Source organism: Vibrio sp. FF266 (genome assembly GCF_041439695.1).
In the GTDB taxonomy this organism is placed as follows: Bacteria; Pseudomonadota; Gammaproteobacteria; order Enterobacterales; family Vibrionaceae; genus Vibrio; species Vibrio tasmaniensis_A.
The window spans coordinates 239,712-265,290 of record NZ_JBGOOO010000003.1 but is presented as its reverse complement, the minus strand read 5'-3'; the positions used below and the strand labels follow the sequence as shown (position 1 = coordinate 265,290).

Here is a 25,579-nt window from a genome sequence, read left to right as displayed (position 1 = left end):
TACCTTAAACTGGAGAACTTAGCCTGTCCTTAGACTCGTATCTGATTAAATTTGTCTTGGACCTGTTGACCCAAAAAACGAGTTAAAACTTGGTCTCGAACGTAGTTTGTTGCGCCTGTTTTGCACGATGTGCCATCAATACTGAATCACTGAATTTGCCATGAGCAACCGGATGCCCCATCGCACGAGCGATATAAGCCATCGACTTGTCGACATGAGAAAAGAACTTGTGCCAGCCTGCACATAAGTAGTTCAAGCCCGGTTCGCCTGCACGAGTTTTGATAAAGCGGTTTTTCGGACATTCACCATGACACGCAAACTTGTACTCACACTGCTGACATTGACTGGTCATTGTGCGTGATTTAGCAAAACCAAACTTTTGCTGTGGTGCGCTGTACGCTAAATCATCAAGCTTCTCGTGGTGGATATTGCCAATTTTGTATTCAGGGTAAACGTAGTGGTCACAAGAGAACACATCACCGTTTGGCTCCATCGCTAGGCCTTTACCGCAGATCTCATTCAGAGTGCAAAGCGGATTCGGACGACCAATCCACGTTTCTAAGCTCGCTTCAAAATACTGAACGAACACTTTACCGATGTCGTTCTTCGCCCACTCATCAAACACAGAGATCAGGAAGTTACCCCAAGCCAAGTCCGACACACACCACGATTCCATGATCGAATCTTTATGGCCGGGGATCAGGCGTTTGTCGCCTTGTTTTAGCTGCTCACTCACTTGGGATGTTTGTGGCGCAACCGTTCTAAAGGTTTTCTGTTCAACGATAGGAATAAACTGCATTTGTGGAGACTTCACCACATCACGTAGGAAGCGATACACCTCAAGTGCATTTTGACTGGTGAGGTTATTCACACAAGTCAACGTTGCAAATTTAACTTGATGTTTGTGCAGCAACTCAACCGCCGCCATCACTTGTTTGAATGTGCCACGGCCTGCTCTATTAACACGATACGCATTGTGCAGCATTTCAGGGCCATCAATACTCAAGCCAATCAGGAAGTTATTCTTTGCTAAGAATCGGCCCCAATCGTCATTCAGCAGCGTGCCATTGGTTTGTAGATCATTTGAAATCAACACACCTTCAGGCTGGTACTTTTTTTGTAGCTCAACCACTCTTTCAAAGTACGCTAAACCCAGCATAGTTGGCTCGCCGCCCTGCCATGAGAAGATAATTTCAGGCGTGTTTTGACCTTCGATATATTGTCGGATATAGGTTTCTAACGTCTCATCATCCATTCTCGGAGAACTGCCTTTCTTGTACTCCAACAAATCTTGCTTACTTAGGTAATAACAATATTTACAGTCGATGTTGCACGCTGCGCCAATTGGCTTAGCCATAACATGCAAGCGTTTAGACGCTTTACCATTGTATTGTGGACCTTGAGTAATGTGCATGATTTATCTACCTATCTTAGTGTCTGTAGCCATCATAATACCTATCTCAATCAGTGGCATGTTATACCCTTTATAACCAATAGGAATGACCTTAAACGTTAAAATTGCCCTCTATTTCGAACATTCGAGGCACGTGATGAAATTTTTTAATTACAAACAAATAGCGGCGATCAGCAGCGTCACCATGACTATTTTCCTAAGCGGCTGTGCGAGCGTGCCTACACACCCCATCGCCCAACAAATTGACCAAGAGATGGTGTTGGTTGAAGGCGGCACATTCACCATGGGGTCGAACGATCCAGAAGCGACCAAAGCAGAGCGTCCTGCACGTAATGTAACTGTAGATAGTTTCTATATTGCGAAGTTTGAGGTGACTCAAGAATTGTTCGAATCGGTGATGGGTTCATCTCTCAGTTATTTCCAAAACCCACAAGTTCCGGTCAATAACTTAAGTTGGCAACAGGCGAACTACTTCGTTGAACAATTGAACGAACTTACAGGTGAAGAATACCGTCTGCCGACTGAAGCTGAATGGGAATTTGCAGCGAAAGGTGGCAACAAGAGCAAAGGCTATACTTACAGTGGTTCCAATAACTTAGATGATGTTGCGTGGTACTCAGCAAATTCTAAAAATAGCGCACATCCAGTCGGGCTAAAGAAGCCAAATGAACTAGGCTTATATGACATGACCGGAAACGTGGGTGAGTTTGTGATTGATGCCTTCGATGACACCTTCTACCGATTCGGTCCAACAGACAATCCTAACAACGCAAAACACAGCGACGTTGGTTTATCACATAAATCGGTTCGCGGTGGCAGCTTTGCTTATGACGAAAACGAATCTGAAAGTTATCGTCGCGACTTCGCAAGCCAATCGATCACTATGTCAGATATGGGCCTGCGTTTAGTTAAGGATACGAACTAGCTAAAGCTGTGAGCTAGTTAAAGAATGAACTAACTAAAGGTGCCAACGGTTATGAATCAACAACCTTCACAAGCGATACTAAAATACGACTTGCACTATACACACATTAGAAATTTGACACACGTTAGAAATCTGACCAAAACGTTAGAACTCTGCGGCAACGCTGAATAAGGAACTTCTATGCAATACACCAAGCTTTCAGGACTTACACTCGCGTTACTCTGTGCCTTCCCTGTCTCAGCAGCAGAGAAGCCAAATCTAGTCCTTCAAATCACGGTAGATGGCCTGCGCGCAGATCTTATCGAACGATATAAGCACAACTTCGGTGAAGGTGGTTTCCGGTACTTAATGGATGACGGTACTTACTACACCAACGCGAACTATCAACATGGCAACACGGAAACGATCGTGGGCCATGTGTCGCTTGCAACCGGCGCTTCACCGAGCGTACACGGCATGGTAGGTAACGTTTGGTATGACCGTAGCGAAGAACGTTTGGTGTATAACGTAGAAGACGGTAACTACAAAATGTTGACCTCTGGTGCGGGTGTCGATAAAGCAACTGAGATCGACCCAACTCAGAAGACAGCACAAGGTGATGGGCGATCTCCAGAGCCTATACTTGCCACCACGTTTGGTGACGAGCTGACAATTTCCAATAGTGGCAAATCAAAAGTGTTCGGTGTATCCGTGAAAGACCGCGGCGCAATCTCATTGGCGGGACACAGTGGTAAAGCCTTCTGGTTCTCCAAAGCGCAATCTGAGTTTGTCACCAGCAACTATTACTACGACGAGTATCCAGATTGGGTATCACGTTGGAACGAGAAAGCGATTGCTGCAGAGTACTCGAAACAGAAATGGGAGCTCTCATTACCACGTGAAAACTACACGCTGCAAGAGCACGATACCGAACACAAAGTGAAACTCGGTGATTTCCAACGCACCTTCCCTCACCCATACGGCCCGGCAAGTTACAAGTACTACAGCACCACCCTAACCGTGAGCCCTGCTGGTGACGAGATCACGGAAAACTTCGCTAGCACCTTGTTGATGCAAGAGAAGCTTGGTCAAGGCGACGTGACTGATTATCTGTCAGTGAGTTTCTCTTCAAACGACTACGTGGTGCACCTTTACGGCCCTGAAAGCCTAGAAACAGAAGACAACCTTATCCGACTTGATAAAACTCTCGCTAAGCTTTTCAAAACCGTGGATAACCAAGTCGGGCTAGAAAACACATTGATTGTGCTGTCTGCCGACCACGGTGTACCTGAATCTTCACCTGCGGCAAATGCGCTTGGCTTCAATCAAGCTCAATACTTCAATAAAGACACACTACTCTCGAGTGGTGTTGAGAAACGGTTGAAGGATGAATTTGGTTTAACCAAAGACGCGATTCGCTTGTACGCACAACCTTATATCTATCTGAATCATGATCTGATCGCTGAGAAGAAGCTTGATCTAGCTAAGGTACAAGAAGCCATTGCTGATGAGATTGCAAAAGTGAAAGGTGTTGCGTTTGCTGTATCAAGTAGTGACATTGCGGCTAACCGAGTACCGGATACGCATGTGATGCAGCTAATTAAAAACAACTACCACCCTGCTCGTTCTGGCGATGTGTATGTGGTATTTGCTCCACGTAGCTACATTAACGACATGGAAGGCCTTCAAATCGCCTCGACTCATGGCTCGCCATGGAAGTACGATACACATGTCCCTGTCATCTTCGCAGGCTACGACGTTGAAGCTCAGAAAATCTCGCGTGCAATCACGCCATACGACATTGCACCAACGCTTTCGAATAAACTGGGTATCACTCAACCAAGTGGTTCAATTGGAAAAGTTCTGCAAGAAATTACCGAATAATAGACGTCATTAAGGTTTCTTAGTTTTAATGTCGAAACCCACACCAAGTAAAAGAGCCACTTATCAATTCAGACTGATTTAGTCAAAACAGATAAGCGGCTCTTTTTGATTGCCTGTAGTTAGGTCGAAATCCAATCAACGTATGTTAGTGCTGGGAATAACGGCTATTAGCACAAACATTTTCCATTAATTCCCCTTTAGAGGCTAACTTGATATGTCTTTTGCTGCCGCTTTGATCTTAGCTCGTAACCACTTGTGGCTAGGTTCATTAGTGCGACTCGGGTGCCAAATCATACACATATCTAGGTCTTCCAATTCGAATGGCAGTGGTAGTGTTTTAACCGCGTACTTTTCAGAAAAACAACGCACCGATGACATAGGTAACACTCCGATGTAATCAGAGCCCTCAATAACTGGCAGCATCTCAACAACACCCGCAGCACGATAGACTATTCTGCGCTTTTCAAGGTCACTGTAGTGTTCAGAACTCAATAAGCTTTTACGTGCATGCCAACGAGATACAACCACATGCTCAACTGATAGGAACTGCTCCATATCGATCGTATCACCAATTGTAGGATGGTCCTTACGGCACACCACCACCAGTTCCTCTTTAGAAATCACCTCATGCTTGAGCATGGTTCTTCCTTTAGGTGTCATATCGATAATAACATCGTGTCTTTGAAGCCTTAAATCAGACTCGTAATCTTCCGTAAATAGAGGGTGAACTTCTAATGCGATACCAGGTGCAACTTGACTGATTAACTGCATCACTCTTGGCATCATTTCGTAGCTTGCCGCCGAGACGCAGGCAATTGAATACACGCGCCCTGAAGTTTTGGGGTCGAAATCTCTTGATGCAGATAAGGTAGACGTAAAATTTTTAAGCGCAGCGGCCATTGCCGGATAGATATCAATAGCGAATGTGGTTGGCTCTACGCCTGATGTGGTGCGGTGAAACAGTGGCTCGTCATAGATATCTCGCAACCGTGCAAGCGCTTTGCTCACAGCAGGTTGGCTTATATCCATGCGATTAGCAGCCCTAGATAAGTTCTGCTCTTCATAGATAGCAACAAATATAGGAATTAAATTGAGTTCGGTGCTTTTCATACAGTTCCATATTAAAGAAGCAGGTTCCCTATAGTAGAGAGCCTGCCGATTTTGTTCGATGCGAATGACTAAAGTTTGCTACTTAGTTCTATCTTTTAAGTCTGGCAAGGCTTTAGGGATTTTCAAGCGGTCGAAAATTGAACGAGAATTGCTTGAGTTTGATGTGTCATTGGGTAAGTTACGTAACCCTCTCCACAAACGAGTAAATACGTTTTTGTCTTCTCGCCCTTGTTGGAGGGATTCACTGTCTTCTATCCAACGTTCCTGTCCATTCAATTTACCAAGTTGCGCTTTATTCAGTTCTAGCTGAGAGGTTTCGTTTCGTAATTGACGATAGATAAAGGTTCTCAATGCGGGCCAATTATTTTGCTTAAGCAAACGACGCAATACCAACCAACTTGGTGTTGGTCGATTTTTGTAATAGCGCTTCGCCGCAACGAATAACATGCCACATAAGACCACTGCCAAACCAACGCTTATAAAGACCGACATGTAAGCTTTGATGAAGAATTGGAATGTGTGTTTTGCTTCAAACACTTCGCCTTTTATTACCACGCTCTCAAGACGCTGATTTTTGCTGTCCCACCACTGGAATGTGAACTCCGGTAAGGTAAATTCACCACCTTGCTGAATCACATAAACCGTCTCTTCAATTCTACTGGAACGGTAGTCACCACGTTCTTGTGTGTCATCTAAACGATTAGGTTGCGGGTAAGCTTGATATTGCTGTGTCGATTCATTGGTCAACACATTGGGAAGTAACACCGACAAACTGTCTTTCGCTTTGATCGTCACGGTTCGAGTAACCGCATCACCCACTTTTAAGTCTTCGCTCGAACGTTGCCATTGCTGCTCAACATCCACGTCTGTCGCTGAAAACCAAGGCGATTCATCGCTTAACAAACCAGACGGTAATGAGGCTTCAAACTTAATCGGCTGCGTATAAAGCGTGCCACCAACGTTTGACCCATCAGGAGCTGACACTTGAATACGAACCGGTACGGTTGGAATCACAAACTTGCCAGAAGTCATCGGATAAAGCGTCACTTCCCAACGTTGACGCGACCATGTAGTGCCATTGACCCGTTCCGTGTAATTAGTCGCGAGTTGGTTACGTTGCTTAGCGATCACGTTAGGGATTTCGATACTGCCGATTCGAGTCCCTCCCGTTAACCAACGCGGCGTCGCCACCTCAATATTCAGAATTACCTGCTCATTAACGCTCACTTTAGTCGGCGTTATCTTATCGCCTGACTTTGGCTTTTCCCCTACCCAAGCGATAAGCTCAACGTCACCACTTTTTTGGAGATCGAAGATATCGGCAGCAGAAGCAACAAAAGGAGAAAACCAACTCAATATAAGAGTCATCGACAGTAACCACTTATGGGTTCTGAATCGCACTCTCTTTGATTGAATGGCTTCAAGAGCTAAATGATATCGACTCATTGGGTTTGCTCCTGTTTTGACGCTTGTTCGATGGAAGGTGCAGGGTCTCTTAATTGAATTTGGAACTTGGACTTTAAGAAGAACTTAGGGTCCGCTTCGACTCGTTTTAACCACTTATCGGCAAGCTCTTGGCTACCCAAAATTTCATTGGCATTAAGCGTTTCCTTGAGCATCAATTCCGCTACCGTTTCTTCTTCAGCGCCATCACCCGTTCGCGGCTGATCGTCTTCGAGTTCTAAAGACTCTTCAGGGCCATCTGTGGTCCCGGACTGACTTTCACTGGTTCGGTTAACCTCTTCGACAATCCCACTAAGCACAGCAAGATTGTTCTCCACATCCGTTCTTAGTTCTGGTGACAGACCCTCTTTCTCGCTTAATGACTTCAAAAGGTCTCGCGCAGCAAGGTATTCACGTTGTCGAGCTAAAGCACTCGCGGCGTTATACAAACCAAGATCTGTTTTGGTTTGTAAAAAGGCACTGTGAGCTAACTTAAAATCGCGAGCATAGTAGTAAGCCGCGCCTTTTCTCATTGGGTCAGTAAAATGTTTTGCCGCTTCAAGGTATTCCTTCTGGTTCAACAGGCGTTGACCTTGCTGGTCGGGCGTTAACCATAAATCCCACCACCATTGGACTGTTTTATCCCAAACCGTAACCGACTCCACCACAACGGGTTTCTCAGCGGTTAAATTGACTGTTTTCGCCAAAGTGTCTGGTGAATAGATGCTGCTTGTGATCATCAAACCAACAACACACCACTGAACCAACCACCCTTTTCTGAACCACAACAACATAATGATCGCCATTGGAATGAGCAGTCCATAGCCCATGTCTTTCCAAGGCATTGAAGATTCGCCGTTGAGCTGCATGTTTCTTTCAACCGCGTTGTTGAGCTGTTGGATATCCGAATCATCCACGGTCACTTCGATCAGTCGTCCACCTGTCTTACTCGCTAAGTTACGCAGTGAATCTAGGTCGACAGGGTTATCGCTCACCACATTACTGTTTCCTGCGGCTAGAATGAGCAACTGATACGGATTGTCGTTAAAGAAGCTCTCGAACGCTCTGATGGTACTTGGATTTACACCATCCGATACCAACAACACTGACGAACCTAACTCGCCAGACAATTGTTGATTTATGAGTGGCAGCGCTTCTTCTGCTGACTTACCTGATACCGGCATGATGTCAGGTGTGATAGCCGCAAGAAACGGTTCGAATACCTTGCTGTCTTGAGTCACAGGCATCGCAACGTGGGCACTGCCCGCATACACAACCAAACCTGTGTTACCGCCCTTGCGAGCTGCCAATAAGTCTCTAATTTTCTGCTTAGATCGTTCCAAGCGACTTGGAGGCAAATCTTTAGCGAGCATAGATTCACTATTATCGAGTACAACCAACATCGAAGCTTTGTCTTCCCCAAAAGGTGAAGCTTCACGTTGCCATGTTGGGCCAGAACAGATAATGATGGCGATAGTTACAATCACCACCAATAGCTTCAATGGCAGCTGCCTACGCCAGCCTGTTTCACCAATGGTCAATGCATCACGTAAGTGTGCAGGTAGAATGTCTTTCCACGTTGGTTTGGTCTCTTCTCTCCAACGAACCCATAACAGGAAGAACATCGGAATAAAGGCCAACAACCACAAAGGTCGGATAAAATGAAACTGGGTAAAGAACTGTTGCAGAGTGAGAGAATCAGGCATCATCCTCTCCTTTCAATTTTTTAGTTTTAGAAGCCAAAAGCGACCTTCTACGTAAAGTCGCCAGACTAAAGGCAGTCAGATACATCACAACAACAATCGCCATTAAGTAATGGTGCAGCCCCTGTTTAGGGCGATAAGTGATACTTTCATATAATTGTGGTTCTAGCTCACCAATCTGAGCGTAGGCTTTGGTAAGTTCGTCGCGGTTAAGTGCCTCAAAGGCTTCACCACCGGATTCTTGCGCTACTCGTTTGATGGTTTCCATATCCAACGCCACTTCTCCCACGGTTTGAGGATCACCCATGGCGATAACGTGAATACGAACGCCTTTCGCCTTGGCGACTTTGGCGGCATCGATAGGTTCAACAAAGCTTCCGGTGTCATTACCGTCGGTTAATACGATCACGACTTTCTCTTTCACGTTGGCATCAACACTTGAATCTTGAACGGCAGCACTTTGCTTCTCACTTTGCTCAAACACCTTAATCGCAAGACCAATCGCATCACCTAAGTGCGTGCTTTGCCCTGCCATCGCGACATCGGTTTGATTAAGCAGTTCAAACCATACATCTTGGTCGGCGGTAAATGGCGTTTGTACAAACGCTGCATCACCAAACAAGATCAAACCGAGTCGGTCCCCTTTTCTGGTTTTCGCGAAATCGGCTAACACCTCTTTGGTCGCATCTAAGCGAGAGATTTTATCGCCTTGCTGAGAGGTAAAATCTTGCTCCGCCATTGAGCCGGATAAATCGACCACCACCATCACATCACGACCCAATTGTTCACGAATTTGTGGCTCACCAAGAATGGTTGGTTTCGCTAACGCACACACGACCAATACCCAAGTAATAATGAGCGTGGTCCGTTGCCACCAGCTTGGTGTTAACTGGCTGGCACCTTGTGACGGTGCTTCGCCAATCGCTTCAACCAATTCTCGAAAAAATGGCACCTTAATAGCCATTTGCTTAGTTCGGTAAGCTGGCACGGCAAAGTAGACTAACAACGGCAAAGGCAGCGCGATAAACCATAGCGGGTGCGCAAATTCAAAGCTGGCAGATAAAACATCAAACATTGTCTTGCCCCTCAGCCATTACCTGTACATTCGGTTTTGTTTGTACATCGGGTTTATGAAGCTTTAGCCACATCATCGCAGTTTGAATCACCTCTAAACGCTGTTCAAAGCTCAGACGCACATTAGGGTCAATTAGGCTTTGCATCCATAATTCCGAAACTTCATCGGCAAAGAACGCATTGCTGTTTTCACTTGTGTTAGCGCTAACAGGCAGATAAGCGTTCAGACGGTTTACATAGGCTTTTCCAAACAGCTTTGCATTGCTGCTGTCTAGGTAACGAAGTACCACTTTGAGGACTTTAAAGGTTCGTTCAGTTGAGTTCTTGTCTCTTGCATCCAGTACCATGAGTTCTTGAAGCGCTTCTTTGCGATAACGGTTATTCCACCACCTTAGCGCTAAACGATAAGCCAGATAGACAGCGACCAATAACAGAATGACGCCAAGGATCTTCCAGCCAATAGTTTGCGGCATCCAGCTCACGCTCTCGGGAATGGCGACGTCGTGCAGATCGCGAAGGATATAAGTACTTGGAGGCGTATGTTCAACGGCCATCTAACGCCCTCCCACCAGCTTTTGAAGCTGAGAAATATGAGTTCCAGACGTATCTAATTCGATATAAGGGAGGTTTTTCATCGCCATCAATTTAGCAAGGGACTGTTTCTGAAGTGCAGCCTTTTGAGCAAGGCTTTCACTTGCGAGGTTAACCTTAGATTGGCTATCGAGATTAAGTTGAAAGCGACCATCACCCACCACCCAATTTGCGCTTGCTAAATCTTGAGGTAATGATTGTTCCAATGGATCGGTGACCATTATGGCCAAGATGTCGTTGTGTTGCTGTAACTGCTTTAGTCGGTCTAGATGTTGCTCTTGGCAGTCGCGCCAATCGCTAATAAAAATTAAGGTCGACTGCTTTAATCTCATTCGTTTTATCAGTTCAATCCATTGGCTGAACCCGACTCCTTCGCTGTCACTTACACTTACGCCTAAGCTTTGATTTGCTTTAGTAAGGTGCTTTAACTGAGCCAGTAAATCAGACTGTGAACGCTGTGCTTTGGTGTGGAAGAGTTTTTGATGAGAAGCTAAAACAAAGCCAACACGGTCACCATCTTTCAGGACTCGCCATCCACACAGTGCCGCGACTTCGGCCGCAACAACCGATTTCATGGTGTTTTGAGAAGCAAAGAACATCGAACTGCGCTGATCGACACAGATCATTACATTTCGGTCTTTCTCTTTGGTATAGCTACGAACATGAGGCTTACCCGTTCGCATCGTAACTTTCCAATCGAGGTTACGAATATCATCACCCAGTTGGTAGTGTCGTAACTCCTCAAAATTCAAACCACGACCACGAAACAGGGAATTATGTCGGCCCGACAATACACTGCCCGCCTTTAGATGAGGCAACAGAGAAAACGACTCAGCTTGAGCCTGTATTCGCACTAACCTTGAATAATCACAGTACAAACGTGGATCAAGGCCTTGCGGTTTGGGAGCTTGTGTTGGCTTCGCCATGACGCCCCCTTGTTATCCGATCTCAACATTATCAAGCAGCTCTTCAACCACTCTTTGATGGTCAATACCATCGGCCAATGCATCGTAAGACAACGAGAATCGGTGGCCTAATACGGTCGGCAACATGGCACGCACATCGTCCAACGTGACGTGGTCACGCCCTTGCAACCACGCATAAGCGCGAGCGCATTTATCCAATGAAATAGAAGCACGCGGGCTTGAGCCAATCTCAATCCACTTTGATAGGTTTGATTCTGGGTAACGCTCTGGCTTACGAGTCGCCATCACCAAAGCCACAATGTAGTTCTCAACTAAGTCGGAAACGGCAATATCTGGAAGTTGGCGGCGAGCTTCAAGTACCAACTCAGGTTCAATATGCTCTGGAGTGACTAATTCCGAACTCGTCTCGCTACCGAGTTCCTCACTGCGCACAAGTCGAATGATGTCGCGTTCAGCTTCATCTTCTGGATAGTCGACCGTGACTTTCATAATGAAACGGTCCATCTGTGCTTCAGGCAGTGGATACGTACCTTCTTGCTCAACTGGGTTTTGCGTAGCGAGCACCATGAATAGATCAGGTAGGATATGAGTTTGACCACCCACCGTAATCGTTCCTTCCGCCATGGCTTCAAGCAGAGCCGCTTGTACCTTTGCAGGAGCACGGTTCACTTCATCGGCTAAAACAATACTGTTGAAAATAGGACCCGGTTGAAAGTGCAACTGAGGCTTTCCATCAAGCTCTTGATACACTTCTGTACCGGTTACATCTGATGGCAGCAGGTCAGGCGTAAACTGAATTCGACCAAAACTGGTGTTCAGTAGGTTCGCCAGCGATTTCACTGAACGAGTTTTCGCTGTACCGGGAAGTCCCTCTAAAAGCACATGCCCATTAGTCAATAACCCTATCACCAGAGCCCGAACGACGTGGCTCTGACCGATAACACTTTTCTCTGTTTGTTCAATCAGTTGGTTAATTGCTTGTTGCGCATGGTTCATAGGTCTTCCCTTAATTCAATCTGGCTGCGTACATCCTACTCACAAGCCCCATAACTATTAGTTATACACGTGATAATTGTTCATCAGCGCGATAAGTTATAAACGTGATAATTGCTCATAAGCGCGACAATTAGTTACAAGCGGAATAAGCAGCAAGCACGGTAGCCAAGCTCACCTCATCGCTTTATTTAAACTTAGCTTTCAATTGGTTAATGGCCTCTGGCGGTGCCACCTTGCTCAGTGATGAAATACATTGCTCAAACGCCTTTGGTACGCCCGGTATAAGGCTGTTTCGCGCCAACACTTCACACTGGGCATACAGGGGCTGTGGGTTACGGCTAAATTGGTAAGCCTTGTGCAGTGATTGACTTGCCGCAAGCACATCCGATTTCTCCAAAGCCAATCCATACACATACCAATATTGTGGGTCGGTTTGTGCAGTTTCAGCAGCTTGTTTAAGGTACTCCGTTGCTTGTTCGTAATCTTTTACACGAAGCAGAGATAACCCTGTGCTGTATGGCAAAACACTAGATTTAGGCTGAGCTTCAATACCTTGCTTCAAGGTCGACAACGCTTTTGCTTCGTTACCTTGCGCTCGATACAAATCCGCCAAGTTGGCGTAGCTGTTTTCGAAGTAAGGCTCAATCTCGATAGCGCCTTGATAGAACTCAATCGCTTTATCGTGCTGACCTAAATCTCGGTAAACGTTGCCTAGGTTAGTACGTCCAAATCCTCTATCGGCATTAAATTGCTGTATTTCAATGTACTCTTCCAATGCAGGCTTGATTTGGTCTTTCTGCAGAGGATTCATTTCTCCCCAATAACGTACCAATGCACCTGCGGTTTCTGAACGAATCGATAATACAGGGTCTTTCAGTAGCGGCTCTAGAATCTGCCAACGGTCAGTGAATGGGAAACCAGACGAGCCTTGCACAACGCCCAAACGGATCATTTCATCATCATGTTTCACCGCTCTTGCTAGCGAGATAAGCGTATTCTTACCCGTATTGCCGCCCAAACGTTCTAAGCTCGATGCACGAATGATATTGCTTAAGCTGGAGTCCTGAGCCGAGTATGCCAACGCATCCTCTGCACCTCTGTGCCCTATTGAGTCGGCATAAAAGGCAACAGCAAAATGTTGTTGGTTACGATACTTAGAATCTGGGAACCATTCGCCAATTTGCTTATCTGCCCACTGGTCGGTTTGATCTTCATGACAGCTAGTACACACGTTCGGCGTTTTAATGTGTTGGCTAATATCAGGACACGGGATATGCCAACTGTGGTCGCGTCTTGGGTCGACCTCCATGTAAGTCGTCTCTGGCATGTGACAAGTCGTACATTGTGAAGCTTCGGTATTCGCCTCGTGGAAGGTGTGTTTTTCAGGCGTGTACTCTGATGCAATGTGACATTGGCTACACACCGCTTCTTCGGCAATTTTCAGTTCTGCAGTATGTGGATCGTGACAGTTAGTACATGTGACGCCTTTTTCAGCCATCACTGATTGCAAGAAAGATCCGTAAACGTAATCTTCATCGTAGATTTGACCGTCGTTGTGGTAAAGCTCAGGGGTAATCAAGCTCAAGCGATACTTATCGAAGAAAGACCCGTTCACGTGGTCACCCGTTTCATTTAACTGAGTACGTCGGCTGTGGCATTGAGCACAGGTTTGAACTTGGTTGGTATGGATGATGTCTTTTGGTTGCAGGGTTGAGTTGCCCTCTTGGTAGACCCATTCTTTAACCGACTTCGACAAGTCGCGATCAAAGCCATAATGCGCGGAGGCTTGAACATCCTTTTCGCCATTCGCTTTGGCTAACTGGGCCTGCTCAACGTGCTCGCTTGCAGGGCCATGACAGGCTTCACAACCGACATTAATCTCAGACCAAGTAGTGTTATAGGTATTACTCGCGCTGTCGTAGTTTTTCTCTAGGTTCGTTGAGTGGCAATCGGCACACATGAAGTTCCAGTTTTGACCGCTATTGGTCCAGTAGAATTCATCAGTGTTGGTGGTATCCGGGTAGAGGTTAAACCAGCGTTGACCGCCTTCGCCCTCAGTGCGAGAGTCCCAAGCGAAAGGAATCAACTGTACGCGTCCGTCTTCAAACTCAACCATGTACTGTTGTAGAGGTTCAAAGGCGAAGGTATAGCTGATTTTGTAATCTTTGAATTGGCCATCCGGCCCTTCGATGTTGACCCAAAACTCTTCTCCCTTGCGAAAAAAACGGTTGGGCTTTCCTTTATGAGTCACGGTTTGATCGTTGAAATCGCCCAAAACGGACTCATCAGTCGCGTGTTTCATCGCCATATCATGATGAGAGCCTTGCCACGCTTCCACTTCTTCGCTGTGACAGTCAACGCATGCTTCAGAACCAACATACGTAGCCTTGGTAGAGCTGGCATCTAAGGTTTCTGAATCAATAAGCGAAGCTTCAGTCGTCGTCGGAGCTTGTTCATTCGCATACACATTGACACTGAGTGTCGACAACATAGGTAAAGACAACATTGCGGATAATACTGCAACTCGCTGGTGTTTCAATCCGTTCACTAGTGAGCACAACCATGCAGACATAACATTCCTTGTTTTTATACATCCTTATGCTTAATAAGGTAGACGTAAAAACAACGAAATTACAATTATTTAGTGGCAGTGGGCTCGATAGTTGTGATTCATATTCACGACTGATATCTACTCATCGATATGCTCATAAAAAAAGAGCTCCGAAGAGCTCTTTCGTGTTACCAGTTTCATCAAACATCAGTTTCAATAAACCAAAGCTTACTTATTATGGTTCTCTTGAAGTTTTTCCATAACCTGATCCAAGCTAAAGCTTGCTGCTTTTTGACGTGGTGGATATTCAGCAAAGGTTTCTAAGAACTTGCCAACATACGCTTGCGCAGGAACGAACATATAGGCATGGTCTAACAACCAGTCATAGTACGTATTCGATGTGATATCTGCGTTTTCGTATGGGTCCATTCGGAGGTTAAACAGCTTAGGAAGACGTAACGTTACAAACGGTTCTGCCCAAATTTGCATGGTACCCGTCGCACGCTGCTCCATGAACACCGCTTTCCATTGGTTGTAACGAAGTGCCGCAAGGTCACCGTCATCGGTAAAGTAGAAGATCTCCGAACGACGACCTTTCTCTTCTTCACCGGTTAGGTAAGGAAGGAAGTTGTAGCCATCTAGATGAACTTTAAACGTTTTATCACCCGCAGTATGACCTTTCAGTAGTTTCTCTTTGATCTGATCATCACCAGCAGCTGCAACGAAGGTTGGCATCCAGTCCATGTGGTGCATGATTTCATTTGAAACACTGCCCGGTTCAATCTTTCCTGGCCAACGAACCATTGCTGGTACACGGTATGCGCCTTCCCAGTTGGTGTTTTTCTCACCACGGAACGGCGTTGTACCGGCATCAGGCCAAGAGTTCATGTGTGGACCGTTATCCGTTGAGTAGAAAACGATGGTGTTGTCTTTGATGCCCAACTCATCCACTTGCTTCAATAGTTGTCCAACGTGTCGATCGTGCTCAACCATACCATCAGCGTAATTACTGATGCCGGTTACACCTTTGCTATCTGGCTGCACGTGCGTTCTAAAGTGCATTCTTGTTGCGTTCCACCAAACGAAGAATGGTTTGTCCGCTTTCACTGCGCGATCCATGAAATCAAGTGCCGCGTCTAGTGTTTCTTCATCGACCGTTTCCATACGCTTACGCGTTAGTGGGCCTGTATCTTCAATCTTGCCATCTGCGAATGATTTGATCACACCACGAGGGCCAAATTTCTTACGGAACTCTGGGTCAGTTGGGTAATCTTCATTCTCCGGTTCTTCTTCAGCATTCAGGTGGTAAAGGTTGCCAAAAAATTCGTCAAACCCGTGTGCTGTTGGAAGGAATTCATCTTTATCGCCAAGGTGGTTTTTACCAAATTGACCTGTCATGTACCCCATAGGTTTAAGCATTTCTGCAATCGTTGCATCCTCCGCTTGCAAACCAATGTCTGCTCCTGGAAGGCCAACTTTACTTAAACCCGTTCTAAGAACACTTTGACCCGTGATGAACGTTGAGCGACCTGCGGTACAAGACTGCTCCGCATAATAATCGGTAAACATCATGCCTTCTTTGGCGATGCTATCAATATTTGGAGTGCGGTAACCCATTAAGCCAAATGTGTACGCACTCACATTGGATTGACCAATGTCGTCCCCCCAAATGACCAATATATTTGGCTTTTCTGCTGCAAAAGTGGCGCTAGACGCGGCCATCATTGCTGTACCCAAAATCGCTAATCGACGTTTAGCGCCATACTTCGCTGTCATAGAAACCTCTTCGTAAGTTATTTGCATCCTGCCCTACAACGTATAGTTCATTTTTTGCGCATACGCGAGATTACCTAAGCTATTAATATTTTTGTCATTTTTATCGAGATATGGATACAGAAGTCATCGATATGGTTTACGGCAACAAACATGATAAGGATCACACATACAAACTAAGGGGCTGTTCTGGCAACACACTGGAACTGATATGAATCAATAAGTTAACTAGACATCATAACGATTGGTTATAAGCACTATAAAAGGACGGAACGGAATTTTGAGAATAACATTTGCTCATCGATGTGTTGTTCTAACGCATTAATCTTAAAAGTGAATCGGAGTCCTTATGGGTACTAAAATTAATAAACTAGCATTAGGTGTTGGCTTATTAGCAGCTTCTTCAGCGGCAATAGCAGCAGAAAAACCAAACATTCTTGCTATCTGGGGTGATGACATTGGTGTATTCAACATCAGTGCATACAACAACGGTATGATGGGTTACGAAACACCTAACATCGACCGTATTGCTAACGAAGGCGCACTATTTACTGACCACTACGGTCAACAATCGTGTACTGCTGGCCGTGCTGCATTCCTAACCGGCCAAGAACCTTTCCGTACAGGTCTACTGACTATCGGTATGCCGGGCTCTGACCATGGTATCCCTGATTGGGCTCCAACTATCGCAGACCTTCTTAAAGAACAGGGCTACATGACAGCTCAGTTCGGTAAAAACCACATGGGTGACCAAGATAAGCATCTTCCAACGAACCACGGTTTCGACCAGTTCTTTGGTAACCTTTATCACCTAAATGCGGAAGAAGAGCCAGAGACATACTACTACCCTAAAGATCCTGAGTTCCGTAAGAACTTTGGCCCTCGTGGTGTAATCAAGTCGACTTCTGACGGTAAGATTGAAGATACAGGCCCTATGACGCGTAAGCGTATGGAGCATGCGGATGAAGAGTTCCTAGAAGAATCTTTAGCATTCATGGAAAAAGCGGTGAAAGCTGACAAACCATTCTTCATCTGGCACAACACGACTCGCATGCACGTTTGGACTCGTCTACAAGAGAAATACCAAGGCGCGTCGGGTATCAGCATCTACGCAGATGGCATGTTAGAGCACGATGACCAAGTGGGTATCCTCCTAGACAAACTTGATGAGCTTAAGATCGCAGACAACACTATCGTCATCTACTCTACCGATAACGGTGCAGAGACAGTTTCTTGGCCTGATGGCGGTGCTACTTACTTCCACGGGGAGAAAGGTACAACTTACGAAGGCGGTATGCGTGTTCCTCAGTTAGTTCGCTGGCCTGGTACTATCAAGCCGGGAACTAAGATCAACGACATCATGGGTCACCAAGACTGGATCCCGACTCTACTAGCAGCCGCTGGTGATGATAAAGTGGTTGATAAACTGGCTTCTGACAAAGGTGCGACTTACAACGGTAAAAACTGGCGTGTACACCTAGATGGTTACAACTTCCTACCTTACTTCCAAGGTAAAGAAGAGAAAGGCCCTCGTGACAGCATGCTTTACTTCTCTGCTAACGCTGAACTAAATGCGGTACGTTGGAATGACTTCAAGATTTCATTCGCTGTTATGGACGGTAACATTGTTGATGCCGTGCGTTTCCAACCAAACTGGCCTCAAGTCGTTCACCTACGTGCTGATCCATTCGAAAAAGCACCACACGAATCGGGCATGTACCTACGTTGGATGGCAGACAACATGTGGCTATTCGTACCTGTAGGCGGCAAAGTACAAGAGTTCATGAACACGCTACCTGACTACCCTATGCAGCAAAGCCAAGTGTTGAACCCTGGTAACTTCAACCAGAATGCTTACATGCTTCAAGGTAAACTTAAGCAACTAGAAGCGGCAGCAGCGCAAGCTAAATAATTAGCTAAAGCTTAACCAACCCTAGGAAAGTGAAACCAAGCCGTGATAGCTCAAGCGCTATCACGGCTTTTCAGTATATCAACAATGAAAACTGTCCCACATAAGCCTTTAACAAACGAGTGACGAACAAGGTTATCCGCATACATTTACTCGCATAGCCTTGTAGCTCGCCTCGTTTATGACCGTTACGTTAAGATTACGCAAATTTTTTCAAATCCCACGGACATCACTTGAAATACAGAGATATGCGTGCGATTGTATTTTAACTCACCCTAACAACTGTATGATTATGAAGACAATCCAAAGCATTGCCCTACTCTCAGCTATCGTTGCTGCACCTTCAGTATTAGCTGACGTTGAAATCCAAGTTCCATCCAGTGTTGATATTCTAGCGGTTAACGAAGCTAAGCCTGACTTAGACGGCGGCTTATTCTCTTCTCATAAAACACTGACGTTACCAGATGGCCAAAACCAAATCGTATTCCAATATCAACTTGCATTTGATAAAGGTAACGATCGTGAATTCGTAGACAGCGACGCTGTTATCGCAACATTCGATGCGACTGATACCACACTGACTTTCGACCTGCCAAAATACCGCAACACAGCAGAAGCAAAATCTGGGTTTAAAAACTTAGAGTGGAGCCTTGTTGACGAGAACCAGAATGAAATCAGCGTTAAGCAAGACAAGCTAGTTAAAGACGGTATGCAAATTGGACGTAAATACCCTCAAGAAGCAAAAGAATACAACCAGCAAGGCGGCATTGCTGCACTAGCTATAGGTACAACAGCAGGCGCAACAGCGGCGGTTGTTCAACCTGTAACACTTCCAGCAAAAATTGATGGAAATGCGGCTAACACAGCTGAAGAAATGTTGTATTTTTGGTACGAAAAAGCCGATGCTGAAACGAAGCAGAAATTCAAAGATTACGTGAACAAGTAGATTCGATTACGAACAAGTCTATAAAATATCTCGTTCAAACCAAAGAAGCTGGCACACTGCCAGCTTCTTTGATTTCATCTAAATAGGACGTTATAGGTGTAACAATCAACGATAATCAGGTCTAATCCTCGACATCAACAACATATCAATGTATTTCCCGCCTTTGAATGTACTCAGCCTTTTAGTGCCTTCTAACTGAAAACCTACTCGTTCATACAAAGCAATGGCAGCGTTGTTATCGGCATGAACCTCTAGCTCCAGACGGACCAGATTAAGCCAATTATCAGCCTGATTAATCGCTTCTTTCATTAATGCCTTCCCAACCCCTTTGCCGTGTGCATCAGGGTGAATCGCAATCCCTAAGCCAGCACTATGTCGGTCTCTCACCTTAGTCGTCATGAATAAGGTAATGTGCCCAACGACTTTACCTGACACTTCTGCGACTAAAGTGAAATGGTCTGAATGACCAAACAATCGCTCCACTTGATCAGAGCTAAGAAAAGGTTTTTGTGAGGTATTTTCTGATACTGATGAATGACGATAAATATCAAAAATGTCTTGGTTGTCTGTGGTTTCAAGATGTCTAATTTGTATTTCCAAAGTGATTCCTTACTGTCTATTTCTATCCTTAAGCTAATTTTCATATTACGGATAGCAACGAGTAGCTACAACCGTAAGTGACAGAAATAATTGAATAATCGTCATAGCCCATAAAACAGTCGCCACAGCCCATAAATAACAAACTCAAATACTAAAAATGCACCATTGAAGGCCCTCACTCGCCTGTTCATAGAGTAAAGTTCGCTCTCGAAGCAAATAGCTCAAAGGTATAATAATACCAATCGTAGTAAATAACTGTTCACCCTAGCTTGTTAAAAATCTCGATAACGTCGTTAGGTTTTTTGATTGTAGAATAACTACTTATCGAAACTATTTATTGAAAAGAGCAGCCTTGTTCTCAAGCTTTTTTCCTGCGCTATTTTTGATCACTTACTTACTGTGATTGGTATAAATTGATCCATCGCTTTGAGCCTTTCGTAATACCTGACGAAAATAACTGACAAACTCAAAGGATTCCAACATGATTAATAAAATTAGCAAGTCTCTATCTCTTCTTGTCGCTGCACTTTTTTTTAGTGCATTCGCTAACGCCAATCATCATGAGATGAAAAAAGATATCGTCGATGTCGCAGTAGGAAATGGCTCTTTCAATACACTTGTTGCTGCTGTTAAAGCGGGTGGACTTGTAGATACTTTGAAAGGAGAAGGACCTTTTACCGTTTTCGCTCCAACCGATGAAGCATTTGCCAAGTTGCCAGATGGTACTGTCGATATGCTTTTGAAACCGGAAAACAAAGACAAATTAGTCGCCGTGCTAACTTATCATGTAGTCGCAGGGAAAGTGGTGGCGGCAGACGTTATGAAAATAGACAAAGCGACAACAATTCAAGGTCAAAACGTGATGATAAGCGTAAGCGATGGCACGGTTATGATTAACAATGCGAAAGTGATTGCGGCTGATGTGGAAGCAAGCAATGGTGTAATCCACGTAATTGATACGGTCTTGCTCCCGAAATAATCAAATAGAAAGAAAGTCTCAGGCAAACCAAACTCTTTGAGGGTGTGACAGTTCACACCCTTTTTAACCTACTGGGCTAAGCGTTGAGCATATCCAATTTTACCTACACTAGACATAACGTTAATGGCTACTTAGTGGTTTTCTCCATCACGTAATTAGTCAGCTTAACGCCACGTATTTCGACTTCCTGTTCATTCACTAACTTAAAGCCAAGGTGCTCATAGAAAGGCCTAGCGGTAATACTCACCTCAGAGAAGTATCTCGATACACCACGAAATCGACCAATCTCGAATACATGCGCCATCAAAGCTCGCCCTACACCTTTACCTTGATATTCATGATGACAAAAGAAGTGATCTATCAACCCATTCGGTTGCAAGTCAGTATAGCCAACAATGTGGCCATCCAACTCCGCTACAAAAGGTTGGATACGATGCAGACACTTTTCCCACACCTCGGAGTCAAAGTCACTTGGTGCCCAAGCCTCAACTTGTTCTTGAGAATAGTCACGAACATTAATATTTCGAACAGTATGGAAATAGATCTCCCATAATGCTTTGGCATCACTAACTTGGTAATTTCGAATTCTAACCACGACACAGTCCTTTCATGTATTGCTGATTGCCTATTCACTACTTGATAGCAATACTAACGATAAAACACAGCTAGCCAAATAGTCACAACGTCTCTATCCGTACCAACAACCTTGTGCTTCTCTCTCGCGGCAATATTGATGTAATCCCCTTTAGACAAGGTAACGACACGTCCGTCTTCAAACTCAATAACACCTTGCCCCTCTAGCACCATAACCCATTCGTTTTCATCTTGGTCATACCAACCTTGTTCTGGAGAACTGTGCCCATGAGATATTATTCTTTCAATCCGCACATTCTCAGTAGTAATGATGTCGTTGAAGATTTCGTCGGGTATTGACGAAGGCACATCCGAGTAGATATTTGACATCGCTCTCTCCTAATCCTTATTAGATGAATATGGTGCATTGCTTTATCGTTTTATCGTTTTATCTAAAGCCTAGCTTCCTGAGCTCCTAAGCTATAAGCCCTAAGCCACAGCACTTTTTCTGAAATAGAAACGATAATAGCCAACCAAGTTACTGCAGATAAATAGCGCTTCCATCAGTACAGCAGTTGGAGAACCAACTAAGTAATTGTGAACCAACCAAAAGCTAGTTCCGATAATCATCAACTCTCTTAATCGACGGTCATCTTTATTGAAGGCTGCAAAGGTTTGAAATACGGAAGCAAAGCAACTCAATATGCTAGTGAGCCCCGAGTAAGTCACAACCGTTGCGACTACTGACATGGAACTGAACAAATATTTAAATTTTGGTGACGTAGAAAACACGCTCGTCAAATATCGAATGGTCGCGATGATCATCAAACTTGCCGCTGTCCATTGTTCGAGCAAAATGAAATGACTAGAAATAAGAACGCCTGCAAAAAACAAGCATGTGACGATTTTCTTCCTCTCTTTAAATTGAAAAGACAGAAGATCGAAACAAATAGCAATTGCGACTAATACCTGAGAAAGATAAAAAGCTGACACGATTATTCCTTAAGTAGTGACCTAGCAGATTTAAATTATGACGTTGCTGTTTTATGAATGATATTGAAGTTTAGACTTTTAAAGTACCACTGATTACGGTGGTTGCAGACCCTATCAGTTTTATACGACCGTTCGGTAATAGCTCTGTCGATACATACCCACCGCGGCGCGACGCTTGGTAAGCATTGAAACGCGCTTTGTTTAGTTTCTCGGACCAGTACTGTGTGAGAGCGCAATGTGCTGAACCCGTAACGGGATCTTCGTTAACACCCACCCACGGCGCAAAATAGCGCGAAACAAAATCAAGCTCAGAGTTCGACGACAATGCCGTCACAACAACGCCTCGACCTTTAATACGCTTTAGAGCATCAAAGTTTGGTGCTAAATCTAATAAAACTTGTTCGCTGACAACCTCAATAAACTGTTTGGTATCGAACTCACTGTATGACACGACTTGGTCTTCACACAGCCCTAAATATTCCAGCAAATCTTTATTAGCATCCAATCCAAGATCAAGCACAGTACTTGGGAAGTCAAGCTCGATTGTGGAGTCACAAACTGTGGCAGATAGCTTCCCTGAAAGCGTATCAAACGTCACAACCTCACCCGCATTGACTAACCCTCTTTCCTTCATCACATGCGCTGTTGCCAACGTACCGTGGCCGCATAATTTGACTTCAACTTCTGGTGTGAACCATTTCAACGTCATCGTATTGAGGGCTAAGAATGCCGTTTCTGATACTGCCATCTCTTCAGCAATCGAATACATCAACGACTCTTCTAAAGGTTCTTGTGAAATACAAACCCCTGCAGGGTTTCCTTTAAAAGCTTTAGTTGTGAACGAATCCACTTGATATATCTCTAAATTCACAATGGCTCCTAGCTCTGATATTGAATTGACATTGCAGCCTACAATAAGCACAAACACCCCGAGCTACAAGTGTTCAACAGCAACATTATTAATACTTATTTAAGAACTAAGGAATGATAAACAAACAGTTATGAAAAGAGTTGGTGGATTAAGCTGAGGGTTTAATATCGGGCAGATAAGAGATAAAACGTATCAGCCCTGGTAGGAAACAAGCACACATTCGCGGCACATAGGCATTGTATCGTGCCACAAACGGGTTACTCAGCAATGGTAACTTTATTGAATCTACTGACGTACCAGAGCAGATTTCACAATGGTCAAGCCAAGCAGACCCAACATAACTCCTGTCACTTTATCAATATAGTAAGCAGCGCGCGTAAACTCTTGACGCACTTTAGGCGTCGATAACAGGAAGATGATCGCCGCATCCCAAATAAAGACAACCACCGTCATCCAAATACCTAGGCCTAACTTAAACATGAAGCCAATGTCATTGTTCAACACAACCGTAAATAAGCTCAAATAGAACAATAGGTTTTTGGGATTAAGGATTCCAGATAGAAAACCCGTGACGAATTCTTTAAGAAAAGTCGTTTGGTTGAAGCTATCTCCTTCGGAAACATCCATATTACTGTAGTTACATTTCTTCGCTCTTATCGCTTGAACGGCAAGATAAACAAGAAATACACCACCAATTATCTTAAGTGCAATCATAACGGAAACAGATGCCGCTAGGATCGAGCCGACACCAACCAAACATAAAGCAATATAAACCGCATTGGCGCTGGCAATACCGAATGCAACGCCGAGTGCTTTTCTTCCCTTATTTTTAACAGCGCTCTTTACCACAATCACAAAATCTGGTCCGGGGCTCAATAGCGCCAAAAAGTGAGCAATCGCCACGGTAACAAAAATCCCAACTAAACCTGCATCCATAAACCAACCTCCTATCGTTCAATTAATGCCCTACTATTGCATAACTAACGAAAAAATGCTCAAGTAGATGAATATATATTTACTAGCAACCTAATAATCAAACAAATCCCGTGTTTTCGTCGTGCCAAATCAGAAGTAGATGAGTCATTCGTGCACTTATTCAGGCGTTCGTCGGTCAAAGGTTGATATCCCCTTGATTTAACATAGTGATTTTGTGCTCAAAGCTTACTTTTAGTTCCAATTAGGTCATAGGATTTTCACACCTAGATGCATTGCGTTAGGTTGAACTGAAATTAGAGACCTAAATTTGAGCTATGTCGCAAAATTTGGGCTACGATTTAGTTAAGCAAAGTAGGAAAGGAATCCGTCAGTGAAAGCATTTTATGTTTCAGTTCTTGCGTCATCATCCTTTTTAACTGGCACAGCGTTTAGCCAACAAAATGATATTTATCTCTACAATTGGGATGAATTTCTATCCAATAGTGTCGTGACCCAACTAAGTGACACGTACGGCATTTCTTTGAAACAGCAGTTTTTTTCTGATGAGTCGATCAGAGATGAAGTGCTATTAAGCGAACGTCGTGGCGCATTTGAGCTAGTCATTATAGAAAGTGTAAAGCTCAATGCGTTAGCCAAGCAGAACCTGTTTCATAATCTCAGTAAGTTACAACAATCCATTGCTGGTAACATAGATTCACGGTGGGTTGAAGGATGTGGCGAGTATGGCATTCCCTACGCTTGGGGGACTGCGGGAATCTTATATCGCAGTGACAAACTAAACGCTCCCACCTCTTGGAACGCTATTCTCGAACCAGACACGAACAGCAGTGGCCGCATAAGTATGTATTACGAACCTACGGATTTGGTGAGTACTGCACTGTTAGCAAATCAATTTGATCCATTCACCAATAATGAGCAGGAACTTCGCGTTGCCTATAAAACCCTGCAAGCTCAAAAGCCACACCTAGAAAGCAACGAATACGTCATCGACTATATTCGCCAACCCGAACGTCTTGCTAACATCGACCTTGCCTACGGTTATTCTGGTGACAGTTATGTACTCAATGATTTGGAGCCTGATGCCTCTTGGGTTTACATCGTACCTCAAGAAGGCACAACGTTATGGTTAGAGTGCATTGCTGCGATTAATAACGGAGAGTTGTCTGCACAAGCAACAACGATTCTATCATTCTTGTCGCAACCCGAGATCGCCGCTCAAAACGCAATGGATTCATGGTTTGCAACTCCAAGCTCAAAAGCAAAAGCCTTAACAACGCAAGAGTACCAAAATGATCCGGAGCTTTTCCCTAGCAAAGAGGTTTTAGAACGCAGCTATCTGTATCAGCAACTCGAACCCAATAGCATTCAAATTCGTAACCGCATTGTCGACAGTTTGAGATAAT

General features: G+C 44.6%; 22 protein-coding genes. 6 read left to right on the top strand and 16 right to left on the bottom strand.

Translation table 11 applies throughout. The annotated features are described in order from the left end of the window. Positions 1-82 precede the first annotated feature (82 nt). Positions 83-1,414: an anaerobic sulfatase maturase gene (locus tag ACED59_RS04470; protein ID WP_017098946.1), complete on the bottom strand. Its 1,332-nt coding sequence runs from the start codon at positions 1,412-1,414 to the stop codon at positions 83-85. Between the two features lie 136 nt (positions 1,415-1,550). On the opposite strand from ACED59_RS04470, the gene ACED59_RS04465 reads away from it, so the two are divergent. Together ACED59_RS04465 and ACED59_RS04460 are read left to right on the top strand one after the other, a co-directional pair. After that, on the top strand, positions 1,551-2,339 hold the full coding sequence (locus ACED59_RS04465) for an SUMF1/EgtB/PvdO family nonheme iron enzyme (RefSeq protein ID WP_017098947.1): 789 nt from the start codon (positions 1,551-1,553) through the stop codon (positions 2,337-2,339). Positions 2,340-2,519: 180 nt separating this feature from the next. Beyond that, a complete protein-coding gene (locus ACED59_RS04460) occupies positions 2,520-4,202 on the top strand; it encodes an alkaline phosphatase family protein (RefSeq protein ID WP_017098948.1) in 1,683 nt (560 codons plus the stop codon). Between the two features lie 204 nt (positions 4,203-4,406). Here the strand turns inward: ACED59_RS04460 and ACED59_RS04455 are convergent, their stop codons facing one another. From ACED59_RS04455 to ACED59_RS04415, 9 genes are all read right to left on the bottom strand, one after another. Next, positions 4,407-5,312 carry a LysR family transcriptional regulator gene (locus ACED59_RS04455; protein WP_012600747.1) on the bottom strand — a complete coding sequence of 302 codons (906 nt, stop codon included), beginning with the start codon at positions 5,310-5,312 and terminating at the stop codon, positions 4,407-4,409. Positions 5,313-5,390: 78 nt separating this feature from the next. Then, the gene (locus tag ACED59_RS04450; protein ID WP_017098949.1) at positions 5,391-6,758 is read right to left on the bottom strand and encodes a BatD family protein; all 1,368 of its coding nucleotides are present in this window, start codon (positions 6,756-6,758) and stop codon (positions 5,391-5,393) included. Continuing rightward, positions 6,755-8,461: a VWA domain-containing protein gene (locus ACED59_RS04445; protein WP_017098950.1), complete on the bottom strand. Its 1,707-nt coding sequence runs from the start codon at positions 8,459-8,461 to the stop codon at positions 6,755-6,757. Before ACED59_RS04445 ends, ACED59_RS04450 begins: the two co-directional genes overlap by 4 nt. Continuing rightward, complete coding sequence (locus ACED59_RS04440; protein WP_017098951.1) at positions 8,454-9,533, bottom strand: VWA domain-containing protein; 1,080 nt, start codon at positions 9,531-9,533, stop codon at positions 8,454-8,456. The genes ACED59_RS04445 and ACED59_RS04440 overlap by 8 nt, the downstream gene beginning before the upstream one ends. Then, positions 9,526-10,086 (bottom strand): DUF4381 domain-containing protein, encoded by a 561-nt coding sequence (locus tag ACED59_RS04435; protein WP_017098952.1) that lies wholly within the window; start codon positions 10,084-10,086, stop codon positions 9,526-9,528. The genes ACED59_RS04440 and ACED59_RS04435 overlap by 8 nt, the downstream gene beginning before the upstream one ends. Continuing rightward, the gene (locus ACED59_RS04430) at positions 10,087-11,049 is read right to left on the bottom strand and encodes a DUF58 domain-containing protein (protein WP_017098953.1); all 963 of its coding nucleotides are present in this window, start codon (positions 11,047-11,049) and stop codon (positions 10,087-10,089) included. It lies immediately after the preceding gene. Between the two features lie 12 nt (positions 11,050-11,061). Beyond that, positions 11,062-12,045 (bottom strand): MoxR family ATPase, encoded by a 984-nt coding sequence (locus ACED59_RS04425; RefSeq protein WP_012600753.1) that lies wholly within the window; start codon positions 12,043-12,045, stop codon positions 11,062-11,064. 184 nt (positions 12,046-12,229) lie between these two features. After that, on the bottom strand, positions 12,230-14,617 hold the full coding sequence (locus tag ACED59_RS04420; RefSeq protein ID WP_371704926.1) for a tetratricopeptide repeat protein: 2,388 nt from the start codon (positions 14,615-14,617) through the stop codon (positions 12,230-12,232). 207 nt (positions 14,618-14,824) lie between these two features. Beyond that, positions 14,825-16,372, bottom strand: a complete 1,548-nt coding sequence (locus tag ACED59_RS04415; RefSeq protein WP_029222847.1) for an arylsulfatase — start codon at positions 16,370-16,372, stop codon at positions 14,825-14,827. Positions 16,373-16,718: 346 nt separating this feature from the next. On the opposite strand from ACED59_RS04415, the gene ACED59_RS04410 reads away from it, so the two are divergent. Together ACED59_RS04410 and ACED59_RS04405 are read left to right on the top strand one after the other, a co-directional pair. Next, the gene (locus ACED59_RS04410) at positions 16,719-18,281 is read left to right on the top strand and encodes an arylsulfatase (protein ID WP_017098956.1); all 1,563 of its coding nucleotides are present in this window, start codon (positions 16,719-16,721) and stop codon (positions 18,279-18,281) included. A 289-nt stretch (positions 18,282-18,570) separates the two neighbouring features. Beyond that, on the top strand, positions 18,571-19,224 hold the full coding sequence (locus tag ACED59_RS04405; RefSeq protein ID WP_012600757.1) for a DUF2057 family protein: 654 nt from the start codon (positions 18,571-18,573) through the stop codon (positions 19,222-19,224). Positions 19,225-19,329: 105 nt separating this feature from the next. Here ACED59_RS04405 and ACED59_RS04400 read toward each other — a convergent pair whose 3' ends face one another. Further along, positions 19,330-19,824, bottom strand: coding sequence for a GNAT family N-acetyltransferase (locus ACED59_RS04400; RefSeq protein ID WP_009844954.1), 495 nt, complete (start codon positions 19,822-19,824; stop codon positions 19,330-19,332). A 481-nt stretch (positions 19,825-20,305) separates the two neighbouring features. Here ACED59_RS04400 and ACED59_RS04395 point away from each other — a divergent pair, with 481 nt between their 5' ends. Next, complete coding sequence (locus tag ACED59_RS04395; protein WP_017098958.1) at positions 20,306-20,803, top strand: fasciclin domain-containing protein; 498 nt, start codon at positions 20,306-20,308, stop codon at positions 20,801-20,803. A gap of 127 nt (positions 20,804-20,930) precedes the next feature. On the opposite strand, the gene ACED59_RS04390 is transcribed toward ACED59_RS04395, so the two are convergent. The 5 genes from ACED59_RS04390 to ACED59_RS04370 form a co-directional block, all read right to left on the bottom strand. Continuing rightward, the gene (locus ACED59_RS04390; RefSeq protein WP_017098959.1) at positions 20,931-21,398 is read right to left on the bottom strand and encodes a GNAT family N-acetyltransferase; all 468 of its coding nucleotides are present in this window, start codon (positions 21,396-21,398) and stop codon (positions 20,931-20,933) included. Positions 21,399-21,451: 53 nt separating this feature from the next. Continuing rightward, positions 21,452-21,766, bottom strand: a complete 315-nt coding sequence (locus ACED59_RS04385; protein WP_017098960.1) for a cupin domain-containing protein — start codon at positions 21,764-21,766, stop codon at positions 21,452-21,454. A 99-nt stretch (positions 21,767-21,865) separates the two neighbouring features. Further along, the gene (locus ACED59_RS04380) at positions 21,866-22,369 is read right to left on the bottom strand and encodes a YgjV family protein (RefSeq protein ID WP_009844950.1); all 504 of its coding nucleotides are present in this window, start codon (positions 22,367-22,369) and stop codon (positions 21,866-21,868) included. A 70-nt stretch (positions 22,370-22,439) separates the two neighbouring features. Further along, on the bottom strand, positions 22,440-23,240 hold the full coding sequence (locus tag ACED59_RS04375) for a PhzF family phenazine biosynthesis protein (RefSeq protein ID WP_029224051.1): 801 nt from the start codon (positions 23,238-23,240) through the stop codon (positions 22,440-22,442). Positions 23,241-23,525: 285 nt separating this feature from the next. Next, positions 23,526-24,176: a LysE family translocator gene (locus ACED59_RS04370; RefSeq protein ID WP_017098962.1), complete on the bottom strand. Its 651-nt coding sequence runs from the start codon at positions 24,174-24,176 to the stop codon at positions 23,526-23,528. A gap of 370 nt (positions 24,177-24,546) precedes the next feature. Between ACED59_RS04370 and ACED59_RS04365 the strand changes: the two genes are divergently transcribed. Further along, positions 24,547-25,578: a PotD/PotF family extracellular solute-binding protein gene (locus ACED59_RS04365; protein WP_017098963.1), complete on the top strand. Its 1,032-nt coding sequence runs from the start codon at positions 24,547-24,549 to the stop codon at positions 25,576-25,578. Position 25,579: the final 1 nt, after the last annotated feature.

Bases quoted from the DNA above. Each gene is read 5' to 3' on its own strand.
- ACED59_RS04445 (WP_017098950.1), bottom strand. From the start codon at position 8,461: ATGCCTGATTCTCTCACTCTGCAACAGTTCTTTACCCAGTTTCATTTT.
- ACED59_RS04395 (WP_017098958.1), top strand. From the start codon at position 20,306: ATGATTAATAAAATTAGCAAGTCTCTATCTCTTCTTGTCGCTGCACTT.
- ACED59_RS04465 (WP_017098947.1), top strand. From the start codon at position 1,551: ATGAAATTTTTTAATTACAAACAAATAGCGGCGATCAGCAGCGTCACC.
- ACED59_RS04415 (WP_029222847.1), bottom strand. From the start codon at position 16,372: ATGACAGCGAAGTATGGCGCTAAACGTCGATTAGCGATTTTGGGTACA.
- ACED59_RS04455 (WP_012600747.1), bottom strand. From the start codon at position 5,312: ATGAAAAGCACCGAACTCAATTTAATTCCTATATTTGTTGCTATCTAT.
- ACED59_RS04440 (WP_017098951.1), bottom strand. From the start codon at position 9,533: ATGTTTGATGTTTTATCTGCCAGCTTTGAATTTGCGCACCCGCTATGG.
- ACED59_RS04385 (WP_017098960.1), bottom strand. From the start codon at position 21,766: ATGTCAAATATCTACTCGGATGTGCCTTCGTCAATACCCGACGAAATC.
- ACED59_RS04425 (WP_012600753.1), bottom strand. From the start codon at position 12,045: ATGAACCATGCGCAACAAGCAATTAACCAACTGATTGAACAAACAGAG.
- ACED59_RS04420 (WP_371704926.1), bottom strand. From the start codon at position 14,617: ATGTCTGCATGGTTGTGCTCACTAGTGAACGGATTGAAACACCAGCGA.
- ACED59_RS04405 (WP_012600757.1), top strand. From the start codon at position 18,571: ATGAAGACAATCCAAAGCATTGCCCTACTCTCAGCTATCGTTGCTGCA.
- ACED59_RS04470 (WP_017098946.1), bottom strand. From the start codon at position 1,414: ATGCACATTACTCAAGGTCCACAATACAATGGTAAAGCGTCTAAACGC.
- ACED59_RS04460 (WP_017098948.1), top strand. From the start codon at position 2,520: ATGCAATACACCAAGCTTTCAGGACTTACACTCGCGTTACTCTGTGCC.
- ACED59_RS04370 (WP_017098962.1), bottom strand. From the start codon at position 24,176: ATGGATGCAGGTTTAGTTGGGATTTTTGTTACCGTGGCGATTGCTCAC.
- ACED59_RS04410 (WP_017098956.1), top strand. From the start codon at position 16,719: ATGGGTACTAAAATTAATAAACTAGCATTAGGTGTTGGCTTATTAGCA.
- ACED59_RS04435 (WP_017098952.1), bottom strand. From the start codon at position 10,086: ATGGCCGTTGAACATACGCCTCCAAGTACTTATATCCTTCGCGATCTG.
- ACED59_RS04450 (WP_017098949.1), bottom strand. From the start codon at position 6,758: ATGAGTCGATATCATTTAGCTCTTGAAGCCATTCAATCAAAGAGAGTG.
- ACED59_RS04430 (WP_017098953.1), bottom strand. From the start codon at position 11,049: ATGGCGAAGCCAACACAAGCTCCCAAACCGCAAGGCCTTGATCCACGT.